This is a genomic window from Streptomyces sp. NPDC048442, assembly GCF_040651475.1.
GTDB lineage: Bacteria > Actinomycetota > Actinomycetes > Streptomycetales > Streptomycetaceae > Streptomyces.
On record NZ_JBEZKB010000023.1, the window covers coordinates 68,563 to 93,143 of the forward strand.

At 72.1% G+C, this 24,581-nt stretch carries 20 protein-coding genes; 3 read left to right on the forward strand and 17 right to left on the reverse strand.

All coding sequences use genetic code 11. The annotated features are described in order from the left end of the window. Positions 1-36: 36 nt before the first annotated feature. The gene (gene eccCb, locus AB0D18_RS29135; RefSeq protein WP_362424890.1) at positions 37-4,011 is read left to right on the forward strand and encodes a type VII secretion protein EccCb; all 3,975 of its coding nucleotides are present in this window, start codon (positions 37-39) and stop codon (positions 4,009-4,011) included. An 88-nt stretch (positions 4,012-4,099) separates the two neighbouring features. After that, positions 4,100-5,524 carry a DUF6177 family protein gene (locus tag AB0D18_RS29140; RefSeq protein WP_362424893.1) on the forward strand — a complete coding sequence of 475 codons (1,425 nt, stop codon included), beginning with the start codon at positions 4,100-4,102 and terminating at the stop codon, positions 5,522-5,524. On the opposite strand, the gene AB0D18_RS29145 is transcribed toward AB0D18_RS29140, so the two are convergent. Continuing rightward, entirely contained in the window at positions 5,511-5,840 is a 330-nt protein-coding gene (locus AB0D18_RS29145) for a YbaK/EbsC family protein (RefSeq protein ID WP_362425032.1), read from the reverse strand. The genes AB0D18_RS29140 and AB0D18_RS29145 overlap by 14 nt on opposite strands. A 23-nt stretch (positions 5,841-5,863) precedes the next feature. On the opposite strand from AB0D18_RS29145, the gene AB0D18_RS29150 reads away from it, so the two are divergent. Continuing rightward, positions 5,864-6,061, forward strand: coding sequence for a tryptophan synthase subunit alpha (locus tag AB0D18_RS29150; protein ID WP_362425035.1), 198 nt, complete (start codon positions 5,864-5,866; stop codon positions 6,059-6,061). On the opposite strand, the gene AB0D18_RS29155 is transcribed toward AB0D18_RS29150, so the two are convergent. From AB0D18_RS29155 to AB0D18_RS29230, 16 genes are all read right to left on the reverse strand, one after another. Next, positions 6,055-6,930 (reverse strand): FAH family protein, encoded by an 876-nt coding sequence (locus AB0D18_RS29155; protein WP_362424895.1) that lies wholly within the window; start codon positions 6,928-6,930, stop codon positions 6,055-6,057. The genes AB0D18_RS29150 and AB0D18_RS29155 overlap by 7 nt on opposite strands. Before the next feature lie 27 nt (positions 6,931-6,957). Further along, on the reverse strand, positions 6,958-7,980 hold the full coding sequence (locus AB0D18_RS29160) for an NAD(P)-dependent oxidoreductase (RefSeq protein WP_362424898.1): 1,023 nt from the start codon (positions 7,978-7,980) through the stop codon (positions 6,958-6,960). Further along, complete coding sequence (locus AB0D18_RS29165) at positions 7,977-8,597, reverse strand: 3-isopropylmalate dehydratase small subunit (protein ID WP_362424901.1); 621 nt, start codon at positions 8,595-8,597, stop codon at positions 7,977-7,979. Before AB0D18_RS29165 ends, AB0D18_RS29160 begins: the two co-directional genes overlap by 4 nt. A gap of 12 nt (positions 8,598-8,609) precedes the next feature. Next, the gene (leuC, locus tag AB0D18_RS29170; RefSeq protein WP_362424904.1) at positions 8,610-10,043 is read right to left on the reverse strand and encodes a 3-isopropylmalate dehydratase large subunit; all 1,434 of its coding nucleotides are present in this window, start codon (positions 10,041-10,043) and stop codon (positions 8,610-8,612) included. A gap of 32 nt (positions 10,044-10,075) precedes the next feature. Then, complete coding sequence (locus AB0D18_RS29175; RefSeq protein WP_362424907.1) at positions 10,076-10,888, reverse strand: glucose 1-dehydrogenase; 813 nt, start codon at positions 10,886-10,888, stop codon at positions 10,076-10,078. 66 nt (positions 10,889-10,954) lie between these two features. Then, on the reverse strand, positions 10,955-11,695 hold the full coding sequence (locus AB0D18_RS29180; protein ID WP_362424910.1) for an SDR family oxidoreductase: 741 nt from the start codon (positions 11,693-11,695) through the stop codon (positions 10,955-10,957). After that, on the reverse strand, positions 11,692-12,966 hold the full coding sequence (locus AB0D18_RS29185; protein WP_362424913.1) for an enolase C-terminal domain-like protein: 1,275 nt from the start codon (positions 12,964-12,966) through the stop codon (positions 11,692-11,694). Before AB0D18_RS29185 ends, AB0D18_RS29180 begins: the two co-directional genes overlap by 4 nt. Then, positions 12,953-13,792: an alpha/beta fold hydrolase gene (locus AB0D18_RS29190; RefSeq protein ID WP_362424916.1), complete on the reverse strand. Its 840-nt coding sequence runs from the start codon at positions 13,790-13,792 to the stop codon at positions 12,953-12,955. The genes AB0D18_RS29185 and AB0D18_RS29190 overlap by 14 nt, the downstream gene beginning before the upstream one ends. Further along, the gene (locus AB0D18_RS29195) at positions 13,785-14,843 is read right to left on the reverse strand and encodes a phytanoyl-CoA dioxygenase family protein (RefSeq protein WP_362424919.1); all 1,059 of its coding nucleotides are present in this window, start codon (positions 14,841-14,843) and stop codon (positions 13,785-13,787) included. Before AB0D18_RS29195 ends, AB0D18_RS29190 begins: the two co-directional genes overlap by 8 nt. 111 nt (positions 14,844-14,954) lie before the next feature. Next, positions 14,955-16,598, reverse strand: coding sequence for a GH3 auxin-responsive promoter family protein (locus AB0D18_RS29200; RefSeq protein WP_362424922.1), 1,644 nt, complete (start codon positions 16,596-16,598; stop codon positions 14,955-14,957). Beyond that, positions 16,595-18,892 (reverse strand): condensation domain-containing protein, encoded by a 2,298-nt coding sequence (locus AB0D18_RS29205; RefSeq protein ID WP_362424925.1) that lies wholly within the window; start codon positions 18,890-18,892, stop codon positions 16,595-16,597. The genes AB0D18_RS29200 and AB0D18_RS29205 overlap by 4 nt, the downstream gene beginning before the upstream one ends. Then, the gene (locus AB0D18_RS29210) at positions 18,889-20,379 is read right to left on the reverse strand and encodes an AMP-binding protein (protein ID WP_362424928.1); all 1,491 of its coding nucleotides are present in this window, start codon (positions 20,377-20,379) and stop codon (positions 18,889-18,891) included. The genes AB0D18_RS29205 and AB0D18_RS29210 overlap by 4 nt, the downstream gene beginning before the upstream one ends. A 1-nt stretch (position 20,380) precedes the next feature. Beyond that, a complete protein-coding gene (locus tag AB0D18_RS29215) occupies positions 20,381-21,721 on the reverse strand; it encodes a hypothetical protein (protein ID WP_362424931.1) in 1,341 nt (446 codons plus the stop codon). Then, entirely contained in the window at positions 21,718-21,945 is a 228-nt protein-coding gene (locus AB0D18_RS29220; RefSeq protein ID WP_362424934.1) for a phosphopantetheine-binding protein, read from the reverse strand. The genes AB0D18_RS29215 and AB0D18_RS29220 overlap by 4 nt, the downstream gene beginning before the upstream one ends. A 101-nt stretch (positions 21,946-22,046) precedes the next feature. After that, a complete protein-coding gene (locus AB0D18_RS29225) occupies positions 22,047-23,309 on the reverse strand; it encodes an MFS transporter (RefSeq protein WP_362424937.1) in 1,263 nt (420 codons plus the stop codon). 128 nt (positions 23,310-23,437) lie between these two features. Continuing rightward, positions 23,438-24,496: a GNAT family N-acetyltransferase gene (locus tag AB0D18_RS29230; protein WP_362424940.1), complete on the reverse strand. Its 1,059-nt coding sequence runs from the start codon at positions 24,494-24,496 to the stop codon at positions 23,438-23,440. Between the last annotated feature and the right edge of the window lie 85 nt (positions 24,497-24,581).

A 24,581-nucleotide genomic window follows, 5' to 3' on the forward strand; every position in this document is an offset into this window, starting at 1 on the left:
CCGCCCTCCGATGACGACGACCAGGACCGGACCACGATGACCACCCGACTGATCCACCGCCCCGCCAGGACCACCCGCCCGCCCGTCGCCACCCCGGCCCGCAGCATCGAGGCCCCGCCCAACCTGCCCGAGGGCAAGATGGGCAACATTGCCACCTCGCTGCTGCCGGTGGCGGGCGTGATGTCGTCCGTGGTGATGATGACGGTGCTGCGCAACAGCCAGTTCGCGGCAATCGGGGCCCTGATCCTGGTCGTCACGGTGATCGGCTCGGTAGCCCTGGTCTTCTCGCAGAAGGGCAAGGCGCAGCGCACCCGGCGCACCCAGCGCGAGGCGTATCTGGAGTATCTGGAGGAGCTGCGCGAGGAGCTGGCGGGCGAGGAGCGCGAGCGGCGGGAGCGGGCCCGGGTGCTGAACCCACCGCCGGACGCCCTCTACGACCTGGTGCGCGATCCGGCCCGGCTGTGGGAGCGGCGGCGGGTCGACAGCGACTTCCTCCAGGTGCGTCTGGGTACGGGTGAGATGCCGGTACGGGATCTCACCCTGGCCGAGCAGGGTTCTTCGGTGCTCACCCCGCCCGACCGCTTCATGCTGAACGAAGCCTCGGCGCTGATGGGCCGCTTCTCCTCCGGCAGCGAGCTCCCGCTCACCGCCCCGCTGGACCGGGCCGGCAACATCAGCGTGATCGGCCCGCGCGGGGACTGTCTGCGGGTGGTGCGCGCCCTGCTCGTGCAGACCGCAGTCACCCATGCGCCCGACGACGTGATGCTCGCCCTGTCCGTACCCGAGGAGCGGGTGGCGGACTGGGAGTGGGTCAAGTGGCTGCCGCACGTGCTCGACGCGGAGAGCTGGGACGGTCCGGTCGCCGCCCGCCGGATCGCGTCGTCCCCGCAGCGGCTGGCCCGGCTGATCGGCCATGCGCTGCGCCGCCGTGCGTCGTACGCGGCCGAGGTGCGCCGTGGCCTGTCGGGCAAGGACGCCCTGGCCATGACCTCGCGGATGCTGGTGGTGTGCGACGGGTACGGCGAGGACGCGGTGGAACTGCCGCGCCCCGACGAGGCGGTGGGGCTGCGCGAGATGGGCGTGAGTGTGCTGCATCTGCTGGCGGAGCGGGTGCAGGAGCCGGGCCAGGTGTCGGTACGGATCACCGTGGACGGCGACCGGGTGACCGTGGAGGACCTGCGCGGACCCGAGCCGGTCCTCGCGTACGGCACCGTCGACGAGGTGAGCCTGCCCGGCGCCGAGGGGCTGGCCCGGATGCTCGCCCCGATGCGGCTGTCCGCCGAGTCGCTGGCGGACGCGCCGCTGTCGGGTCCGGTGGACTTCGCCGGGCTGCTGGGCGTGGACGACGTGGCGGATCTGGACCTTCACCGGCTGTGGGCGCCGCGTGGCGAACGCGCGTTCCTGCGGGTGCCGATCGGCGTCAGCGACTCCCACGAGCCGGTGCTGCTCGACTTGAAGGAGTCCTCCGAGCTGGGCATGGGCCCGCACGGTCTGTGCGTCGGCGCCACCGGCTCCGGCAAGTCGGAGCTGCTGCGCACCCTGGTCCTGGCGCTGGCCGCCACGCATCCGCCGGAGGACCTGGCGCTCGTCCTGATCGACTACAAGGGCGGTGCCACTTTCGCCCCGTTCGCCGAACTGCCGCACGTGGCCGGAGTGATCACCAACCTGGAGAACCAGGTCGGTCTGGTGGAGCGGGTGCACGCCTCGCTCGCCGGTGAGGTCAAGCGCCGTCAGCAGGTCCTCAAGGACGCGGGCAATGTCGCCGACATCGGTGACTACGCGGCGCTGCGCGCGGGCGAGCGCCCGGACCTGGATCCGCTGCCGCACCTCTTCGTGGTGATCGACGAGTTCGGTGAACTCCTCACCGCCAAGCCCGACTTCATCGACCTCTTCCTTTCCATCGGACGGATCGGCCGCTCCATCGGCGTCCATCTGCTGCTCTCCAGCCAGCGCATCGAGGGCGGCAAGCTCAAGGGACTTGACACCTACCTCTCCTACCGGCTCGGGCTGCGCACCTTCTCCGCCGAGGAGTCGCGCACCGTGCTGGACACCACCGACGCCTTTCACCTGCCGCCGCTGCCCGGCTTCGGCTACCTCAAGGTCGACACCTCGGCGTACGAGCGCTTCAAGGCCGGCTACGTGTCGGGCGCCTACCGGGGCCCGGTGCTGCGGGAGAGCGAGGAGACGGGACCGCTCGCCCTGGGTTACGAGGCGTTCAACACGCTCGCCGAGCCCGACACGGGCGCCACGTCACAGGAGCCTTCGGTACGTCGCCGGGAGAGCGGACCCACCGAACTGGCCGTCATGGTCGGCCAGTTGACGGACGCCGCCGATCCGGTGCGCCGTATCTGGCTGCCCCCGCTGCCCGAGGCGATCACCCTGGACCGGATCGCGGGTCCCCTCCAGGTCGGCGCCCGCGGCACCCAGCTCGCACAGCGCCGCGGACCGCTCCAAGTCCCGATGGGACTCCTCGACGACCCGGCCAAGCAGTGGCAGGGGCCGTGGTACGTGGACCTCACCGTCGCGGGCGGCCATGCCGCGCTCATCGGCGGCCCCCAGTCCGGCAAGACCACCTGGCTGCGCACCCTCGCCCTGTCCCTGGCACTGACCCACACCCCGCAGGAGGTCGGCATCTACGGCCTCGACCTGGTCGGCGGCGGACTGACCGCGCTGGGCGGGCTGCCGCACGTCGGCGGCATCGCGGGCCGCGCGGACCGTGAGCGGGCCGCCCGTACGGTCGAAGAGGTCCGCACCATGCTGGCCGAGCGCGAGGAACTCTTCCGGGAGCACGGCATCGACTCCGTCGAGCAACTGCGCGACCTGCGCGCGGCCGGCCGTCACCCGGAGCTGCCCTGCACCGATGTGGTGCTGCTCATCGACGGCTTCGGCGCGCTGCGCGACGACTTCGAGGCACTCGACGACGCGGTCACCGACCTCCTCAAGCGCGGCAGCGGTTACGGCATCCACGTGGTGGCCGGGATGCTCCGCTGGAACGACGTACGGATCGCCACCCAGTCCACCTTCGGCACCCGCCTGGAGCTCCGGCTCAACGACCCCTCCGAGTCCAGCGTCGACCGCAAGCTCGCCGAGACCCTCTCCCCCGACGAGCCCGGCCGCATCCTCACCGACAACAAGCTCTTCGCCCAGACCGCCCTGCCCCGCACGGACACCACTGCCGACACCGCCGGCCTGGGCGCCGTACTGGAACGCACCACCCACACCCTGCGGGCCACCTGGGCCGGTGAAGTCGCCCGTCAGGTAAGGGTGTTGCCGCACCTGCTGGAGCCGCATCTGCTGCCGGGGCCCGCCGCCGAGCCGAAGCGGGTGCCGTTCGCCCTGGACCAGAGCGCACTCTCTCCCGTCCACCTCGACCTGTTCGGCCGCGACCAGCACCTGCTGATCATGGGTGACAGCGAATGCGGCAAGACCAATCTGCTGCGCGTCGTCGCCGAAGGACTGATCGAGCGGTACGGCGAGGACGACCTGGTCTTCGCCGTGATGGACCCGCGGCGCTCGCTGCGCGGGACGATCCCCGAGGAGTACCGGGGCGGCTACGCCTACAACACCAAGCTCTGCACCGCCCTGTCCACCGGCATCGCCATCGAACTCGCCAAGCGGATGCCCGACGAGGCCACCGGCAACGAGGAGGCGGAGCCCGGCAATTGGGGTTCGGGTCCGCGAATCGTCGTCCTCGTCGACGATTACGACATCCTCACCACGGCCGGCCAGCAGCCGCTCGGCCCCTTCCTGCCCTACCTCCCCTCCGCCGCCGACATCGGCCTGCACTTCGTCCTCACCCGCCGGGTCGCGGGTGCGTCCCGGGGCCTGTACGAACCGGTGGTGCAGAGCCTGCGCGAGAGCGGCGCCGCCGCCCTGGTGATGTCCGGCGACCGCAGCGAGGGGCAGCTGTTCTCCGGTGTCTACGCATCCCAACAGCCCGCGGGGCGTGGCGTGTTCGTGCGGCGCGGGGAGCCCCAGCGGCTGATTCAGACGGTACGGGCGGGTGGCTGAGCGGCCGTACGAAGCGCTGGGCGGCGTACGCCCGTAACTGCCACCCGGCACGAACCCCCGCACTCGCACGACAAGGACCCCCTCGCACATGACCACGGACGTCGTCGCCCTCACCCCGAAGATGCCCGACCCCTGGAGCGTGCTCGCGGGGCTGCTCTCCGGCGGCCCGGACCGGCGGGTGCGGCCTGCCGGGGACGGGGCGGTCATCCAGCTCTGCGACGAGCAGGGCCGACCTCTCCTCGCCGTCGAGGCGCCGCTGCTCATCCAGGTCGAGGGCGAGGCCGAACGCCTGCTGGGCGCCGACGCACCGCCCGTGCCGTTCTGGTGGACCGAGGCCCGCGCCACCACCGGGCTCCCCGAGGCCGAGGACCTCGCCGGAACCTTCGCCTCCCGTGTCGCCGCCCTCAACCAGGGCAGCGTCTGGCCTCCGGGGGCCGCCCGCTCCCTCGACGTGGTCGAACCCACCGAACCTGCCGGGACCGAGGACGCCGGACCGGCGCTGGCTCCGGCCGACGCCCAGCCCGCCGTCGACGTACTGACCGATCAGGTGGCCGTCGTCATCCAGGACCGCCCGGTCATCGCCATGACCGCCTGGCTCTCCAGTGCCCTGGCCGCCACCGCCGCCGGAGGCCTCGGCCTGCAGATCGTCACGCCGCCGGGCACCACCCTCTCCGCGACGGTCCGCCCGTCCGTGGGCCGCGCGCCGTCACGCTGGGTGGTCCAGGACGAGGAGTGCGGGTACTACGACGGTCTGACCGGGACGGTGCTGAGCTGGCGTAAGGGCATGTTCCGGCCAGTACCCGGCGAGGACGAGCACTCGACGCCGGTGGCGGACACCTTCCGACAGGTCACCGAAACCTGCGAACGCCAGCTCACGCTCTCCTTCCGGACGGTCCACCCCGCCGACGAACGTCTCGTCCTCGGCGGCCCCCTGGAAGCGGTCTTCCACGAGCTCACCGGCCGGGCCCCGGCAGGCTGGGGAACCGCCGAACCCGCCAACTCCCCTTGGTCACTGCGGCAGTTGACGGATCTGGCTCGCGAGCGGGCTCCCGAGCCGACCTGGTTCGTGGTGACCGGCACTCCGGACCGGCCCGCTCTGGCCACCCTGCGCGTCCACCGCACCACCGCGGGCGTCGAACAGGAGATGACCGTCACCTTCGGCTACGGCGCGCAGGAAAACCCCCCGCTGGACGCCCTGCCCGCGGCCGCCGAAGTCCTGGCCACCCGCCACCACCTCGTCTCGATGCTCGCGCAGATCCGCAAGGCCCCCCGCGACCTGGCCGTACGCCCCCGCTTCGAACCGCCCGGGGCCCCGGCCGGTTTCGCCCTCGGCCCCGACGAGGTCCGCGCGATGCCCGGAGACCGGGCACGCCGTACACCCCTTGCCGCCATCCCCGTCCCATTGGGACCGGCGACCCGCCACGGTCTCTACTACCCCTTCCGGGGCGCCCCCGGCGACCTTTCGGGCTGGCAGGACTTCGCACGGCTGATGGAGCACCTCAAGGGCGAATGACCCTCGCCCTCGACCTGCAGTGTCTCCAGCCGGAATGCCGCTTCACGGCAATGATGCCGGCAACCACGGCGTTCAACGGAAGCCGTACGAGGTCCGTCGCCTGCGCCTCCACGGTGCGGTCCGACCGGCCGCTCCCGCACAGCACACTGCCCGTCCGAGGCACCGCGGCGTCGAAGACCACGGTGACGTCCGGGGTGTCGCAGAGGGGGCCGGCCCCGCCGCGTTCCATGTCCAGCCTCTGCAGCACCGCCTCATCGGCGGGCTTCAGCGCCGAGCGCGGCACTCCCGGAACAGCCGCGAGCCGACCGTGGCGGATACGGGCCGGGCGAGCTCTCCCCGATCCCGATCATGACCCCGACGAACCCGCCGGCCCGCCTGGCCGAGATCGGCGGCCAGGCGTCGGGCTTCGTCTACTGCGCCGCGCGCAAGGGTGTGACCGGGCGGAAGACGGATCTCTCGGTGGGCGTGCCGGAGTTCCTGCGGAGGTGCCGCGGGGCGACCTCGGTGCCGCTCGGCCTCGGCTTTGCCGACTACTGAGTGCCCTTCCACACCAGCGGATTGGACACCGTCACGCCGTGGCTCGCGAAGTCGAGGGTGACCCGGTCACCGTCTTCGAGGCGGAATCCGCCGTGGAAGCTGCTCCGGTCGGCGCCTATGTACACGTAGTGCGTCCGGCCCGGGTGGTGCAGGGACTCGTAGGCGAACAGGCGGCGCATCATCGTGTCGAGGTCGTAGTGGAGCGCGTCCGTGCCGGTGGTGAAGGAACCCTTCCAGGCCGGTGCCCCGTCCCGCTCGACGGTGACCGCGCCGGTCACCGAGCGGGGCGGTGCGCCGAGGTGGAGCCAGGGCGCGACAGCCGTGTCGCAGAGCTTGGCGTACGAGAGATGCCCGGCATGCTGCTTGAAGCGGCCGATGTCGGTGAGGTCGTTGCCGAACGTGTAGCCGGCGTAGTGGGATTCGCCCTCTTCGTCATCCACGTACACGAGGACGACCTCCGCCTCCTCGGTGACGGCCACGGCGTCGCCGGGTACCGACAGCGGCAGGCCTGGCACCCTCAGCACGTTCCCGAGGCCCTTGAAGAACCAGTTGGGCTGGTCGGGCACCTCGGGTCCGGCCTTGACGTGGTGGGTCATCATGAAGCCGCTGACCAGCGCGTCCCCCACGTGATCCGGCAGCAGCGGCGGCCTCATACGTACCAGAGGGAGGTCCGCGGCGGGCACGTCCAGCGCGGGCCCCGCCGCGGCGAGCGCGTCGCGGAGAGCCGACTCGTCACCTCCGGACCTGTGCAGCAGGACGCGCAGGTCGGCTCCGCCCAGGGGGTGCAGCCGCAGTGGCGCCCCGTCCTGCGGGACACCGAAGCCGACGTACCGCTGATGGTCGTACGAGCACTCGAAGAGCACGGTCACGGCGGGGACCTCCTGGAGGAATGCGGATCAGTTGTCGCTGGTGGGACCGTGGGCGATCAGCACCTCGGGGTTGACGAGGAACGGCGGCTTTTCGCCTTGCAGTATTCGCTCGATGTTGTCCACCGCGGCGGGCACCAACGAGCGGTACATCTCCACGGTGTGTCCGACCACGTGGTCGGTGAGCAGCGCACCGGGAGCGCCCCGCAACGGGCTGTCGGACGGCAGGGGTTCGACGGCGAAGGTGTCGATCGCGGCCCCCGCGATCGCCCCCCGGTGCAGCGCACGGGCGAGCGCGTCCTCCTCCACGATGCCGCCCCGGGACGTGTTGATCAGTACGGAGTCCGGGCGCATCCGGGCGAGTTGCTCCGGCCCGAGCAGTCCGCGGGTGACGCCGTTCAGCGGCAGGTGGACGCTGACGACGTGGGACTCGTCCAGCAGTTGGTCGAGCCCGCAGAACTCCACCTGCGGCCAGGCGTCGGGACGCGGCGTGCGGGTGTGGCACAGGATCTTGCCGACGCCCCAGCCTTCCAGCCGGATGCACACCTCGCGGGCGATCCGGCCGAAGCCGATCAGGCCGAGGGTGGCGCCGCGCAGGGAGTGGCTGTCCAGCTCGGCCGGGCGGGGCCTCGCCCGGCCCTCGGCCAGCGCGTCGATCCGGTCCGGCAGCCTGAGGCGCAGGGCCAGGGCCAGCATGACGGTCGCCTCGGCCATGCTGCCGTGGTTCTGCGGGGTGGCTCCGTTGGCGACCATGATGCCGCGCCGCGTCGCGTCGGCGACGTCGATGGAGTTGACGCCGCTGGAGGCGAATGCCACGCCGAGCAACTCCGGGTGGCGGTCGAGCAGATCAGGGCCGACGGGGGTGCGGGACGTCACCAGCAGGGCGTCCAGCGGCCCCGTCACCGTGCGGGGGTCGTCCGCGCGGACCACGTCGTGGCCGGCCCGCCGGAGCTCTTCGGCCGCTTCGTCGAGCAGCTCGTCCAGCACCCGGTCGGTGCCCACGCACACCCTGGCCCGGTGGCCGTCCCGCACCTCCGCCGTCTTTTGGATCATGCCGACCGAAACCCGTTCAGGTAGGGCAGCCGGGCAGTGGCGGCCTTTACCTCGCCGGTGGACTTGAGCAGTTCGGTGAGGGTGTCCCAGGTGCCGGAGAGGAAGGCGTCCCGCAGCGAGGGGGAGATCTCCGCGGCGAACGTCCGGCCGCCGATGCTGAAGGTGCCCTTCTCCAGGTCGACCTCGGTCTCGGCCTGCGGGTCCGCGGCGGCGATGGTCCGGGCGTCCTGCGCGTCCTGGGGGGACAGGCTCAGGCAGGGCAGGCCGATGGTCCCGCAGTTGCCGCGGAAGATCTCACCGAAGGTCTCGCCGACCACGGCGCGCACGCCCCAGCGGTACAGGGCCTGTGCGGCGTGTTCACGCGAGGAACCGCAGCCGAAGTTCTTCGAGGTCAGCAGGATCGAGGCACCAGCGCGCGCCGGGTCGTCGAACGGGTGGACGACGCCCTGGGCGTGGTTCTGCTTGCGGTCGTCCTCGAAGACGTGGTTCCCGAGTGCGTCGAAGGTCAGGTGCTTCAGGAAGCGCGCCGGGATGATGCGGTCGGTGTCGATGTCATGGCCGTCGATGACGACCGTGGTGCCGGTGACGGTCCTGACACGCGTGTCAACTGTGCTCACGGGGAGGGATCCTTAGGAGACGAGGGAGGAGGTGGCGGAACCGAAGACCTCGGCCGGGTCGATGGCGGACCCGTGCACGGCCGCCGCGGCCACGGCGATCGGCGACATGATCATCGTGCGGCCGGTGGGAGACCCCTGCCGCCCCTTGAAGTTCCGGTTCGAGGACGACGCCGCCAGCTCGCGGCCCACCAGCTTGTCCGTGTTCATGGCCAGGCACATCGAGCAGCCGGCCAGCCGGAATTCGAAGCCGGCCTCTTCGAGGATCCGGTCCACTCCGAGGGCGACGAGCTCCTCGCGGACCGCGTTGGATCCGGGGACCGCCAGCGCGCGCACGCCGGGTGCCACGTGCTTGCCGGTCCGCTTGAGGGCTTCGGCGACCTCCAGGAAGTCGGAGAGGCGGCCGTTGGTGCACGAGCCGATGAACGCGACGTCGATCGGGTAGTCCCCGAGCGTGGTGCCGGGCTTCATCCCCATGTAGTCGTACGCCTCGGCGTACGAGGAGGCCGTCTCGGCGTCCTGCTCCGAGGGCTCGGGCAGCAGGCCGTCGACGGAGACGGACTGGCCGGGGTTGATGCCCCAGGTGACCATGGTGCGGATGTCCGAGCCCTGCATGAGGACCACGTCGTCGTACACGGCGTCCGCGTCGGAGGCGATGGAACGCCACCAGGACACGGCCCGGTCCCACGCCTCGCCGGTGGGGGCGGAGGCACGGCCCTTGAGGAATTCGAAGGTCGTGTCGTCCGGGTTGACGTAGCCGCACCTGGCGCCGCCCTCGACCGCCATGTTGCACACGGTCATGCGCTCGTCCATCGACATGTTGTCGATGACCTCGCCCGCGAACTCGTACGCGTAACCGACTCCGCCGACCACGCTGAGCTCGTGGATGACGTGCAGGATGACGTCCTTGGCGGTCACGCCCGCGGAGAGCTTGCCGTCGATCTGGATGCGGCGGACCTTGAGGCGGTTCATCGTGACGGTCTGGGTGGCCAGTACGTCACGGACCTGGGAGGTGCCGATGCCCAGGGCGACCGCGCCGAACGCTCCGTGGGTGGAGGTGTGCGAGTCGCCGCAGGCGATGGTCATGCCGGGCTGGGTGAGGCCCTGCTCGGGGCCGATGACGTGGACGATGCCGTACTCGCCGCCGTCGGGCGCCAGGAAGCGCAGCCCGAAGTCCTGGGTGTTGTTCTCCAGCGCGCTCAGCATGTCCTCGCCGAGCTGGTCGAGGAACGGGCGGGTCACGGTGTCGGTGGGGATGACGTGGTCGGCCGTGGCGACGTTGCGCTCCGGCATGGCCACGGACAGACCGCGCTCGCGCAGCATCGCGAACGCCTGCGGGCTGGTGGCCTCGTGGACCAGGTGCAGACCGATGAACAGCTGTGCCCGGCCGTCCCCGTAGTCGTGCACGGTGTGCAGGTCGAAGACCTTGTCGTACAGCGTGGCGCTCATGCTTCTCCTTCGTGCTTCCTTGTGCCGGACATTCACTGCTTGGTCGTACGGACCGGGGCCGGACTTCCCGCGGTCACGCCGCCGTCGACCGCCAGGGCCTGGCCGGTCACATAGCTGGACGCAGGACTGGCCAGCCAGAGCGCCGCCGCCGCGACCTCCGCCGGTTCTCCCACTCGCCCCAGCGGTGCACGGCCGGCACGCGCCTGCAGCTGGTCCGCGTCGGGGTACAGCTCGCGCAGCATGGGAGTGTCGGTGGAACCGGGGCAGACCGCGTTCACCCGGATGCCCTGGGGGGCCAGCTGGAGTGCCGCCGCCTTGGTGAGCCCGACCACCCCGTGCTTGGTGGCCGCGTACATGGGGCTGCCCGAGTGTCCGAGGAACGAGGCGACCGAGCCGGTGGTGACGATGGCTCCCCCTCCCGTGCCGCTCATCGCACGCGCTTGGTGTTTGACGCACAGCCACATGCCCATGAGGTTGACCGAGACGACTTCGGCCGCGTCTTCGTACCGCGCCGTGGCGATCGGGCCTATGGCGCCGAAAGTACCAGCGGTGTTGACCGCCGCATCAAGGTGACCGAATCGTGAGACGGCCGTCTCAACTGCGGCCTCGACGCTGGCCTCGTCGGTGACGTCGCAGCGGACCGCCAGGCCGCGGGATTCGTCGAGCCCGGCGAGCTTCAGCGATTCGCGCAGCGGTTCCGGACGCCGCCCGGCGGCCACCACGGTGGCCCCGGCAGCGGCGAACGCGGCCACGGCGGCCCGGCCGATGCCGCTGCCGGCCCCGGTGATCATGACGATCTTGCCAGCGAGACCCAGGTCCACGACGGGGGCGGGGGTTTCCTGCACGGTGATTCTCCTGAGGTTCTTGGTGGTGCGGAGGGTGGTGCTGAGGGTGGTGCTGAGGGTGTGTTGCTAGATGTGCAGGCCGCCGTTGACGTCGACCACGCAGCCCGTCGTGTAGCCCGCGTCGTTGCCGCACAGGTGGACGACCGCGCCGACGGCCTCGTCGGGCGTGCCGTACCGGCCCATGGGAAGCCGGTCGAGCACCTCGCGCAGGCGCTCCGGGGGCATCTCCTGCTGTGCGAGCAGCAGCCGCTCGGTGGCGATGGGTCCGTGGGCGACGGCGTTCACCACCACACCGGTGGCGGCCAGTTCGTACGCGCACTGCTTCGTGTAGCCGATGACCGCGGCCTTGGCGGCGACGTACGCGGCGTTGGAGAAGATCGAGTAGCTGCGCCCGGCGATGGAGGCGAGGTTGACGATCCGCCCGTGGCCCCGGTCGGTCATGGCCGGTACGCACAGCCTGGTCAGGGTGAAGCAGCCGAGCAGGTTCTCCCTCACGGCGTTCATGAGGTCCTGCTCGCGCAGGTCGGTGAGGGCGATGCGGCGGGTGTCGCCGCCCACGGAGTTCACCAGGATGTCCGGCAGCTCGGCCGGATCGAGCCCGGCCACCACCTCGGTCACCCGGGCGGTGGCCGTCACGTCCAGTTCGAGGGTGCGCGTCCCGGACGGCATGGTGCGCGCCGTTGCCTCCAGGGCCTGTGCGTCACGGTCGATCAGCAGCACGGTGGCGCCGTTCTCCGCCAGCCTTCTGGCCACTTCGGCCCCGATGCCCGAGGCGCCTCCGGTGATCCACGCCCGTCGTCCGTTCATGCAGTGCTCCTCGTGGGGTTTTCCGGCCGACGGGTGTCTTCCGGCTGGTGCGTGGTTTCCGGCCGATGGGTGTCTGCCGGCTGGGGGGTACGTGCCGACTGGTGGGTGTCTGTCGGCTGGTGGATGTCTGCCGACTGTTTTCCGCGTGGCTCGCACAGGCCGAGCAGCTCGGGGGTGACCTTCAGCCCGATGCCGGGACCGGTGAGGGCCGGGGCCCTGGACGTGCCGCGGTCCACCTCGTAGGCGGGAGCGGTGAGCTCCGGCGGGAACCATTCGTCCTGCCGTCCGGCCTCGACGGCCTCCGCGTACGGCAGAGCCGTCGCGATGAGCCGACCGGTCGCCCAGAGCGGACCGACCTCACCCACCTGCACGCCGAGTTGCACGCCGAGCCCGGCCCGCCGGGCGACCCTGAGCGCGGTCAGCAGGCGCAGCGGGCCCCCGCACTTGGACACCCGCAGGTTGACCAGGTCGGCCGCCCGGTGGGTCACGCAGTCCGCCAGGTCCTCCGTGGACACGAAGGATTCGTCGAGCATCACCCGCAGGCCGGCGCGGCGCAGGGCCGCGAGCTCAGGCCAGCTGCGCGGGGCGAGCGGCTCCTCCAGCCAGGAGACTCCGGCGGCCAGCAGCGCGTCCGCACGGCGCAGGACCTCGGGCGCCTCCCAGGCGCAGTTGGCGTCCACCGAAACGGTCGTGCCGGCCGGCAGCAGGCCGCGCACCCGGGCCACCGATTCGGCCGCGGCCTGCGGTTCCGGACCTGCCTTCAGCTTCAGGTGCGGGATCGCCGCCCGCGCCGCGTCGGAGAGCGCCGTCAGGTGACCGACGGGGTCACGGCCCAGGTCGAGCACCGTCGCGACCGGCGCCGGGGCCGGCCGGGCGGCCAGCACGTCGCCGAAACCGGCCCGGTGCAGGGCCTCGAGCCCGGACACACCGGCGCGCCGGCACAGGTGGTCGAAGAGCGCGGTCTCCAGTCCGGCGGCAGCGGCGGGCGCAAGCCCCGGGGCGTACCCGGCCAGCGCCGAAAGGGCCTCGTCGAAGGGCAGCCCGAGGATCTCCACCGCCGACCGCAGCACCTCCGGGCGGCCCAGCGAGGCCAGCACGGACTCGACGGACTCCCCGGTGACGTATTCCCGCGGCGCCGACTCCCCCCAGCCCGTCACGCCGTCCTCGCGGACCGCGACCAGCACGGACGCGGAAGCGGTCCTGGCCTTCGCCGCGTGACGGAACGGCCGTCGCATCGGCACGCGCGCCTCGTACAGCTCAATCTCCGGCACGGGCCACCTCTGCCAGCCAGTCCCAGTACGCGCGGCGCACGTCCGTGAACTCCAGGTAGTGGGACGTGGTGGCGAACCGCTCGGTGTGCGCGTGCGGGGCAAGTCGGGCGACCGCGTCCCGGGACGCGTCGAGGTCGATGATCGCGTCGCACTGCGGCAGTGCCACGTGCACCGGGAAGGCGGCCCAGGGGCCGCTGCCGGCTGTCATGTACAGATCCTCGATCTCGATCATCGCGGCCCGGAAGGAGTCCGTCAGCATCCGTACCATCAGCCCGTCGTTGGCCATGGTCCGCAGATAGCGGGGCAGGTCGGTGTACTGCTCGTCGTGCAGGCGGATCGCGGAGTAGGACGTTCCGGTGCGTTGCCGCGCCTGAGCGCGCGCGGCTTCGTCCAGCCGGGCCCGCTGCTGGCCGAGTGCCGGTGCGCACAGCACGATCCGCGCTCCCGCCGGAACCCGGCCGGTGGCGAGCAGCGCCGCGAGGATGCTCCCCCCGAAGCTCTGCCCGACCACCGTGAGCGGCCCGGTGGCCCCGGCGTCCGCCTCTGCCAGGAAGGCGGCGTAGTCGTCGAGCACCGAGGCGGCGTCCGCCAGATGACCGCGCTGCCCGGTGCTGCGGCCCGAGCCGCGCCGGTCGAGCACCGACAGCCGGACCCCGCGTGCGGCCAGCTCGGGTCCGGCCTCGGAGAGCCACCCGGCGTGGCTCTGGAGGCCGTGTACGTAAAGGAGTTCGGCCGGCCCGTGCCCCCAGGTGTGCACGGCGAGGGTCGCATCGCCGCGCTCCAGGGACCGGAGCAAAGGGTCGGCGCCGGAAAGCACCTCAGGCATGGGTGGCCGCAGCGTCGAGGGTCGGGAAGTCGCCCGACTCCCAACGGGCGATCAGCGAGTCCGCGACCAGCTGGGAGAACTCCCGCCGCCCGGGGACCATCTGACCGGTCCTGACGAAGAGGTCGCGGGCCTCTTCCCACTGGCGGCGCCACTGGTCGGCGTCCGTGGCCGCCCGCTCGGGCGCGGCGACGCTGCGGGCCACCACGGACGGGAACCACGGCCGGTCGGAGGGCTCGTGGGTGGGGAAGAAGCGGAAGTCGAAGCTCCATCGCAGTCGCTCGGAGCGGTTGACCGTCGAGCCGTGCGGGGTGCGCTTGTGGAGCAGTACGAGGTCGCCCTGCTGCACAGGCAGGGGCACCGCCTCGGCTTCCAGGCTCTTCACCGTGTCCGCGTCCATCGGCCAGGGCAGGAGGTGCTCCTCCTGGTGCCGGCGCGGGACGACGAGCAGGCAGCCGTGCTCCTCGGTGACGTCCATCAGCGGAATCCAGCAGGTCAGCATGGTGGTGTCGTCGGACTGCGGGATCTGAGTCATCGCGTCCTGGTGCCACATGGTGGGGGCGTGCAGTGTCTCGCCCCGACGTGCGCCGAACCTGCCCGTGGCGCCGGGCGCCGGGAGCTTGAGCCGGACGTGCTGGTTGGGGCTCGCCGATATCTCGTCACCGACGAGCCGCGCGACCACGTCGAGCACCTTGGGATTGCGCAGCAGGCCCAGGACGCCGGGCCCGGTGTGCACCTTGCTGCCCGGCTGGAGCGAGGTGAACGGCATGTGCGGCAGCGTGATGTCCAGCTCGCTGAGCAGCGCCGGGTCGAAGCCGGGCACCGACGCGAGCGCGATCAGCTGCTCGTCGAACGGCTTGCCCGCCAGGGCCCCCTCCTCGCCGGGGGCCTCGGGGGCGAGCAGGCCGTCGCGCCGCCACTCGGCCGCACGCCGCTCGATCAGCCGGGCGTACTCCTCCCGTACGGCCGTGAAGTCCTCCGGCTGCAGCACGCCGCGGACCACGGCGTAGCCGTCGCGCATGAAGTCCTCGGCCAGTGTGGGTGAAACAGACATGACAGGCTCCTGTTGTTCTCTTGTCGCTTGAGTCAGGGACAAGGGTTGGGCTGAGTCACAGACAAGGGTTGGGCTGAGTCACAGACAGGGGTGGGGCGGGAAGGGGCGTGCTCACAGAAGGGCGGGGCGGTGGGTGTCGAGGTCCCGCAGCAGCGCGTCGTCGGTGTGCAGCCAGCGGTGTTTGACCTGTGCCGCCGAGGCCCCGGAGGCCACCTTGCGGTCGGCCAGCGCCCGGTAGGTGCCCGGTGCGATCACCCGGGCCCGCAGCGGGGACAGCCGTCCGGAGTCGCGCTTCTCGGCGTACTCGGTGTTGAGCCGGGCGAGTGCGGCGTCGACGCGCAGGCAGAACCGCTCGGCGTCCGCCGCCTCGGGCCGCTCCATCACCAGCACGTAGCCGGGGGGACGGCCCCACACCGGGACCACCGAATAGCCGCCGCTGACAGAGGCGTGGCCGACGGCCGAGCGGATCGCCGCGTGGACGTCGGACTCGGTCAGCTTCTCCCCCGTGAACGACGTGACGGAACCGCCCCGGCCCTCGAAGTCGAGGCGCGGCAGCCGCCCGACCCGGCCGACCACGCGGTAGATGTCACCGGTGTCGTACCGGTAGAGGCCGTTGGCCTGGCTCATGACCAGCCGGTACGTCTCGCCGTGCGCCAGTTCCTCGGGGCCGAGCGTGGCCACGTCCTCGGCGAGCGGGGCGCCCGGGTCGGCGGCGTCGCACGGGGCGAACTCGAAGAGCCCCTGGTCGATCGCGAGCGGCCCCGCCGAGGTGTGCGAGTCCACCGGCAGCGTGACGATGCCTTCGGTCCCGGTGGTGCTGAACGGGATGAGCGGTACGCCCGGTGCTATCTGGTCCAGCCAGCCGCGGTAGTAGCGGGCGGACGCCGAGTTCCAGCACACGAGCAGCGACAGCCCCGGCCACAGGTCGGTCAGGGTGACCCGCCCGCTGAAGGCGTGGGCGGTCTCAAGACGCGCGGCGGTGACCGGGTCGGGCGCCGACCGCGCGTCGGGCAGACCGCGGACCGTGCCGTCCCGCAGGTCCTTCAGCAGGTACGGAAGTTCCTGGTTGAGGGTCTCCCCGAGCGCGGTGATCCGGGACGGGTTGACCGCCACCACGAGACGGACGTCCGATCCGGCCAGCAGCCGCATCCGGGTGTAGAGCGGCGTGCTCCCCAGGTCGCCCGCGAACCAGCGTTCGGAGTACCACGGCGGGGCCCAGTCGTCGGGCCCGACCGCGGCCGGCCGCTTGGTGATGCTGTAGACCGGCAGCGCGTCGTCCGACGCCCAGGCACTGCTCGCCTCCGTACGCTCCCAGGACAGGTCGAGTACGTTGCCCGGCCGGTACCGGGTCAGCCCCAATCGGTGCACGTAGAGCCCCCACTGGGCGTACAGCGCGGGTCCGCGGTAGCGGTCCCGCCAGTGCCGGGTGGTGGGTACGTACTTCGGCCGTCCCGTGGTGCCGGAGGTGGTGTGCAGGGCGTACGGGTCGCTCACCGTGAGCACCCGGTCCTCGCCGGCGCGGATGCGCTCCACGTAGCCGCGGAACGACTCGTAGCCGCGGACCGGCACCGCCGCCGCGAAGTCCGCCCGGGTGCGCACCGGACGCAGGCCGTGGTCCCTGCCGAAGGCGGTGTCCGTGGCCTGGTCCAGCAGGTCGGCGAAGACTTCCCGGACCGCCTCCTGGGGCTCGCTGCACCGGCGGCGCTGCCGGTCGTACGCGGCCAGGGCCCGCCGGGTGAACTCGTCGCCCGTCACCTCGCCGGCTCTCTGTCGGCGGCCGCGCCGGGCAGCGTCAGCTCGGGCGTCAGCCGTGCCTCCAGGTCGGCGCGGCCGTCCAGGAGGTCGCCGGCCAGCGCCGGTCCCCACGCGCTCCCCGGTGCGGCGAGGGTGCCCAGGACCGTGCAGGTGCCCAGGTAGGACAGCCACGCCAGCTGGACGGCCATGGTCTCGCGGGCGACCCGTCCCAGCGGCGTGCCGAAGCGGGCCGTGTACGCGGCCTCCAGCAGGACGCCCATCTCGGCGAGCACGGTCCGGGCGGACGCCCAGGCCTCGGCGGGTCCGCCGGTGCTGTCGATCCGCAGGCCCGCCGCCGCCGACAGGTCGGCCGACGGGTCGAGCCGGTGGACGAGCTCGGCGAGCTCCGCCGTCCAGTCGTCCTCCGTCACGACGTTGCCGCCCACGGTGACCAGGCGTATTTCCTCCTCCGGCAGTGCGGCCACCAGGTGCCGCGCCCAGGCCGAGGCGGAGCAGTACGACAGCACGACCTTGGGGCCCTCGGCGCCGCGCACCGCCGCCAGGCACTCGCGCAGCCGGTCCTCGGCCTCCTGGGGGTCCAGGCTGCGGGGCACCGGCAGTTCGACGACGTGGTTCTCCGGGAAGGCCTCGCGGACGAACGCCGCGAGCGCGGGTTCGGTGCGCGCCCCGGGGTAGTCGACGGCGAACACGGTGAGCTGCGGCTCCCTTTCGCCGGCCGCCTGCCGGACCGGGGCCAGCAGTTCGGCCACCGAGGAGTCCGGGGAGTTCACCAGGTGCTCCACCCCGGCGCGGACGGCGTCGAGCAGTCGCTGCGCGTCCTTCTCGCCGACCAGCGCGAGGCTGTAGTCCAGTTCCAGGGTGAGTTCTTCGGACGTGTCGACGAGGTGGATGTTGCAGTGGCGCTTGATGCTGCCGGTGCCCAGGGAGTGGTTGCGCCAGCTGCCGTCCCGGATCGCGGGCGGGTCGAGAGGTGCGTCGGCCGCCTGGAAGAGGATGTTCGCGTACGGGGCGAGGGTGCGGGCCGTGGTGTACGCGTCGAGTTCGTCGAGCACGACTTCGACGGGCAGTTCGCTGCGCCCCAGGCTCTCCACCACGTCGCCGTGCACGTCGGCCACGTAGTCGCGCGTGGCGGCGGTGGTGGCGAAGTTCCCGACGAAGAAGATCTGGTTGGTGAACAGCCCGATGGTGTCGCGGACTCGCGCCGAGTTGCGGTTGGCGACTCCGCTCATCACCACGACGTCGTCCTCGCCCGACAGTACGTGCGCCGAGGCCAGCAGCGAGGCGAGGAGCAGGCTGTACGTCGTGACGCCGTACTCCCTGGCCGCAGTTCGCACCGCGCGGGCCTGCTCCGGGGCGTCCCAGCTGAGCTTGAGCGAGCCGGCCCGCTGCCCGCCCGCTTCGCCGCTGCGCCTGGCGATGGTGAAGTCGGGCGAGACCCGGCCGAACTTCTTGCGCCAGTAGGCGATGTCCTGCGCGTAGTGCCCCTCGCCGGCGCGGGCGTCCAGCATCCCCGCGTAGCTGCTGAACGGGGTGGCGGCGGCGAGGTCGGTGCCCGGGTCGGTGTAGAGGGCGAGGAACTCGCTGGCGAGCAGGTCGGTGGACCAGCCGTCGGCGGCGATGTGGTGGATGCCGAAGTACACCACGGCCTCCCCGTCGGGCAGCGGCACGCAACCGCCCCGTACGGGAGGCTCCTCGCCGAGCGAGAAGGGCCGGCCGACGGCAGTACGGATCACCACGGTGGCTTCCTCGGCCGTTGCCACCCCGGCGTGCCGCTCGAACACGGCCAGGGTCGGCCACTGGGCCACGTCCTGGAGCATCAGCCGGCCGTCGGGGCCGGTCAGGTAGCGGTTGCGCAGCGACTCGTGACGGGTGATCAGGGTCCGGAAGGCGGCTTCGGCCCGGTCCGCGTCGAAGCCGCGGGTGCAGCGCACGGCGTGGCCCATGTTGAGGAAGGCGGCCGAGCCCGCTCCCTGCGCGTGCCGCCAGTGCCGGCGCTGGGACGCGGTGGCGGGCACGGCGTCGCCGCCCGCCCAGTCCCGTCGGGGCGCCGGCTCTGCCGGTCCGGCCGCTTCGAGCAGTTCGGCGAGCGGTGCGGGGCCCAGCAGCCTGGCCACCGGGATCACGGCTCCCAGCTCCTGCTCGATCCCCATCACCGCGGCATACGCCTCCAGCGAGGTGCCGCCGTTCTGGACCCAGGACCGCTGGAGGTCGGCGGGCTGTCCCGGCGGGGCCTTGCGGTCCAGCGGTTCCAGCAGGGCGGCAGCCATCGCCGCGCGGAGTCGGTCAGTGCTCATTCTTGTCCACCCGTTGTGGTCGTGAGGGGCGCGGCGGGCGCGCGGAGGGCTTGCCGCACCAGCTGTTCGACGGCGCGCAGATCGGTCTTGCCGTTGGGCAGCCGGGGCAGGGAGGCGACCCGTACGACGGTGCGCGGGCGTGCGTAGTCCCGCAGCCCGGTCAGGTCCAGGTCCGGTGCGTCGTCGCCGCGGGCCAGTGTTTCGACGACCGCGTGCACGGCGTCGTCGAGTACCAGGACCCGGGCCTCGGTCACCCCTGGCTGACGCCGCAGTTCGTCCTCCACCGCGGTGAGGTCGACGCGCTTGCCCCGGACCTTGGTCTCGTGGTCGGCGCGGCGCCGGAAGACCAGTCCCCGCTCGGTCTCCACGACGATGTCGCCGGTGCGGTACCAGTCGCCGCGAGTGGGACTCCCGTGCTGGAGCGGGGTCAACCGGCCGTCGGTCTCGGTGTAGAACCGGCCCGCGTTGTGCCGGGGGTCCAGGTACCCGTCGAAGATCTGCGGGCCGCGCACGCACAGTTCGAGTTCTCCCGGCGCGACGGCCGGTTCGACCAGGCGGCCCTCCAGGTGCGGCAGCACCCGGCCGATGGGTACGTCGCTTCCCGCGTGCTCGGTTTCGGGGCCGAGCACGTATTCGGTGCAGGCGACGGTCGTCTCGCTGGGGCCGTAGCTGTTGATCACGGTCGAGGCGGGTGCCGCCGCCCGCCACAGCGCCAGGCTGTGCTCGGAGAGCGCCTCCCCGCCGAACACCGCCAGTTTGATGCCGGGCAGCGAGCCCGGGTTCAGCTGCCGCAGCCGGTGGGCCATCGTCACCTGGGAGGGTACGGAGTTCCACACGGTGACGCCCCAGCGCTCGCAGAAGCGCTGCACGAGAAGGTGTTCCCGTCCGTCAGGCACCACCAGGGCGCTGCGGCCGAGCGCGGCCATCATCAGCACTTCGTAGAACGCGTCGAACTGCGGCTGGTAGTTCTGGCTGATCCGGTCGCCGGGTCCGCTGCGGGCGACGGTGCGCAAGTGGCCCGCGTAGCTTTCAAGGTTCCGGTCGCCGATGGCGACGTCCTTCGGCGCGCTGGTCGAGCCCGACGTGGACAGGACGTACGCCTCGCTCTGTGCGTGCCGGTGCAGGTCGCGCGCCGCCGCGCCGTGCGCGGTGATGTCCACGGCCGAGGCACCGGCAGAGACGGTCCCCCAGATGCCGAGCCTTTCCAGTCGCTTCCGCTCGCCCTGCGGGCCGTCCGCCACATAGGGCACCAGGGAGCAGTCCAGTGCGGAGACCGCGAGTACGGCCGGGTACAGGTCGGCGCCCAGGTCGTCGGCGACGCCGATGCGCAGGCCCGCGCCCGCACCGGCCCGCTTCAGCCGTCCGGTGAACTCCCGGACCCGCTCCAGCAGTTCCGCGTACGTCCAGGCGCCCCGGCCGCCGTCGACGGCGAGAGCCTCCCCCGCCGCGTCGGCCGCCTCGGCGTACAGCGTGTACAGGTAGCCCATGTCAAGCCCCCGCTGCGACCGGCTCGGCACCCAGCTGGGTGATCATGGCTTCGGTCCAGTCCCCGTGGCCCACGCCGTCCGGGGCGAACAGCTCCCGTACCCGGAGAAGGAACGCGCCGACGCTCCGGCGGAGTTCGGCTTCGTCGGCGCAGTCGAAGACGACGTTGCAGGCGATCCCGTCGCTGTCGGAGCGCGGGGCGCCGGCCCTGGCCACCTCGTCCACGGCGGTGGCGCCCGCCTCCCTGAGGTCCGCGGGGGACACCCGGGACCTGACTTCGCCGTCCGTACTCGCGAAGGGCACGAACAGGCCGGCGACGGCGCGCTCGCCGCCCGTGGCGGGCAGCGGCTGTCCGGGCAGCCCCGCCGTGCACAGCAGCGCCTGGCGTACCAGGTCGAAGCCGCTCCTGCGGTGCAGCAGCCGGCTCAGATGGCCGCCCACCCGGCAGTTGATCTCGATGATCTCCGGTCCGGTGGCCCCGAGTTTGACCTCGGTGTGCGAGATGCCGTCGCCCATGTCGAGCGCGCGGTGCGCGCCGAGCACCAGCTCGGTCACACGGTGCCGGACGTCCGGCGGGAGTCCGTCCGGCAGGATGTCTCCGGTCGTGGCGACCTGCCCGACGGCCCCGTTACGGGTGTAGACGGGGAACTTGGCATACACGGCGATGACGTCGTGGCGGCCGGCGACGCTCTGCACCTCGACCGACACGTAGTCCGCCTGCCACCTTCCGGGTACCGGCGGTGCGTCCGGGATGAACTGCTCGGCGTAGCGCAGGGCACCTTCCGGCCAGGTCCGCCCGAGCTGCTTGAGCTGCTCCTCGGTACGGACCACGGTGACGTCCTCGCCACCGGCCCCGCGCCGCGGCTTGACCACCAGCGGCAGGCCGAGTTCCGCTCCCGCCGAGGCGAGGTCGTCGGGGCCGGTCAGCAGGCGGGTCGCCATGCCGGTCAGTCCGGCACCGGCCAGGGTGGTGCGCTGTACGTACTTGTCGGCGGGCGTCGCGTCGCGGTGACGTACGCCGAGCCTGCGGCCGATCTCGGCGGCCAGTTCCAGCTCCGAGTCGCCGAACGTGACGACCCCGGCGAGCGGCGGCCCCGGCACCTCGAGGTGGTCCGCGTCGACCTCCACGAGAGCGCCGAAGAGGCGGGTGGCGAGGACGGCCAGACCGGGCCACTGCCCGGCCACTGACCTGCGCAGCAGCGGGACGACCTGGACGTCGTCCCGTGCGGCGACGAGCAGGTCGCGCACGCCGGCCGCACCGCGCGGCGAAAGCAGCACGCCCACCCTGGGCCTGGCCTGCTGTTCGGCGGGCGACGGCGCCGGGCCAAGATCCTGTGGCCTCATCCCTGCGCTGCCTTCACGGAAGCCTCGGTGAGGGCGCCCAGGGTGCCGTCCAGGAACAGCACGTCGACGGGGATCTCCACGCCGAGGTCGGTCTCGATCTTCTGGATGAGCTCGATCGCGAGGAGCGAGTCACCGCCCAGCTCGAAGAAGCGGTCCTGGGGGGCGGACTCGGTGACACCGAGAACGGCACACCAGTGGGACTCGACGACGAGGGAAGCAGACACAGGAATCTCCAGACTCACAGAACAGAGGGGGAACACAGGGGGAAACAGGGACAGAGAAGGGAGGGGGCCGGTCGGGGCGGGGCGGGCAACCGAACGCCGGCCTACTTCGCGGCCGGCTCCACCACCACCGGCGGCTGCGCGGCGGCCTCGGGGGCGTTGCGGATCTGCCGTACCCCCGGGGCGAGCAGCACGGCGGCGCGCACCGCGAGGTTGAGGACGGCCACGGCAGCCACGATCGCCACCGGGCTGACCGCCGCGACGAGCAGTCCGGTGAGCGCCATGCCCATCGGGTTGAGGGCAAGCGAGCCCAGCCACTCGTACGAACTGACCCGGGACAGCGCCTCGGAGGGGATCTCGCGTTGCAGCGTGCTGAGCCACAAGGTGTCCGACATGGTCACTCCGGCGGAGCCGATCAGCGCGAGCAGCGCCACCAGTTCCATCTGCGAGGTGCCGACCAGGGCGAACAGGAACAGGGACTCCAGGCCGACCAGCAGGTTGCAGACCAGCAGGGGCCTGGCGGGCCGCCACCACATCAGCACCAGCCCGCCCAGCACGGCCCCCACGCCCTGGGCGACCAGGACGACGGCCCATCCGGACGGCCCCATGCCGCCCTCGGTGGCCGCCAGCACCGGCCCGATCAGGAAGATGGCGGGGAGGATCAGGCCCTGGTAGAAGCCGAAGCTGGCCACGGTGGACCAGACCCAGCTGCGTGAGGCGAACTCCCGCCAGCCGCTCACCAGGGACTGCCGAAGCGTTTCGTCCGGCCGGTTGACCGGGCGGGCGAGGGGGAGGCGGGTGAGCAGCACCGCACTGATGAGGAAGAGGAAGGTGTCGACGAGCACGATGTATCCGGCGTCCCAGACCAGGAGCAGCCCGCCGGCCGCCGCCGGACCGCCGATCGAGGCGATGCTCCTGCTCAGCGTCACCAGGGCCGTGGCGTCCTGGATGCGTTCGGACCGTACGAGGTCGGGCACGACACCGGTGTTGGCGGGGGTGAAGAAGGCGCGCGCGGTGCCCCAGAGGGCCTGGAGCCCCATCAGCAGCGGCAGGTTGACGTGGCCGGTCACGATCAGGACGGCGGTACCGGCCTGGCTGAGCGCCATGACCAGGTTGGTGCACACCAGGATCAGCTTCCGCGACGCACGGTCTCCCAGCGCACCGCCCACCAGGATGAACAGCAGCTGCGGTGCCGTCTGCGCGGCGAGCACCAACCCGAGGAAGGAGGCGCTCTTCCCGGCCCCCAGCACCGCGAAGGCGAGTGCCACCGGCGCCATGGTGGCACCGAACATGGTGAGCACCCGGGAGGCGAGGTAGGGCGTGAATCCTGGTACGTCGAGCATGATGCGACGCCGAAGGGCCTGCATGTCCAAGTCCATCCGATAGGTGGCCGGGCGAGTGGGGGGCTGGGCCGGGCAAGTGGGGGGCCTGGGCCGGGCAAGTGGGGGCCGGCGAGAAGCTGCTGCGCGGGCCGCCGCCGCCGGAGCGGTCGGTCTCAGGAAGGTGCGCCGGCCGCCGCGGGGGCGAGGGAGATCGCCCAGACGCCGCTGATCACGGCACCGCGCCGCTGCTTGACGACACTGGAGTCGAGACCCAGGTCGATACGTCGGCAGCCCAGTTCGAAGGCGTACTGGACCGGTCCGTGGATCATGGCCTGGAGGTACGCGTACTCCCTGCCCGGCAGATCGTCGGCGAGGCCGATCTCGTACCCCTCCAGCACCTCGCCCTGTACGGCGAAGAAGGACACCGCGAGCAGCTGCCCCTCGGGGTCGCGCACGACGCTGGCGTAGCAGTCGTCGGCGCCGAAGGCCCGTACCCATTCCTGGAGTCGGAACAGACAGAGCCGGGGGTGGTCGGCCACTCCGTACTTGGCCTTGACGGCGCAGACCAGCGGTGCCGCCTCGGCCAGCACGGTCGCGGCGGGCACCCGGGCCGCCGCGTAGCCGAGGGCCGCGAACCGGCGCCTGTCCCGGCGGCAGCGTTCGCGCTGCGAGGAGCTCAGCGCGGCCACGTGCTCCTCGACGTCGTCCCCCGTGAGGGGCAGATCGGCCGTCTGGCCGAGTTCACGGGCCACGGCCCGCCCGCCCAGTCCCGCCGCGAAGGCCGCCGCCTCGTCCGCCCGTACGTGCAGGGCGACCGGGAAGTCACCCGCGGTGTCCGCTTCCGCGAACACATGCTCCGCGAGGGCGCCGCGGACACGCTCCGTCTCCTGCTCGGTCAGCGTCGCGGCGGTCACCGCGCCCGCGGACAGATCGCGACAGCCGCCGACGAACACCCATTGCCGGGGATCCTCGGGGACGGGCCGGTCGAACGACGCATCCAGCCGAGTCAGGTCATAGGGGCCGCCCTTGAACCGGGCGGTGGCCGGCCGGTGGCTGGTGATCGCTCCCACGGCTCGGCCGTCGAGCCGGGCAACAGTCCAGCGGGTGGACCAACGGGCGTCGTCCGCCACGGAAAGCAGCCGTCGGGGCGCCAGGCTCACCGAGCTGTACCGGCAGGGCAGATCCAGCAGTTCCGCAGGAAGCCGGTCCTCCGTCCGGACTGTCGGTCTCATGGCCGAACTCCCGTACGCAGGCGGGGCCGGGCCCGGGACGCCGGGGGTGGGGAAGGCCTTGCAGATATCGGCCCCATGGGGCGGT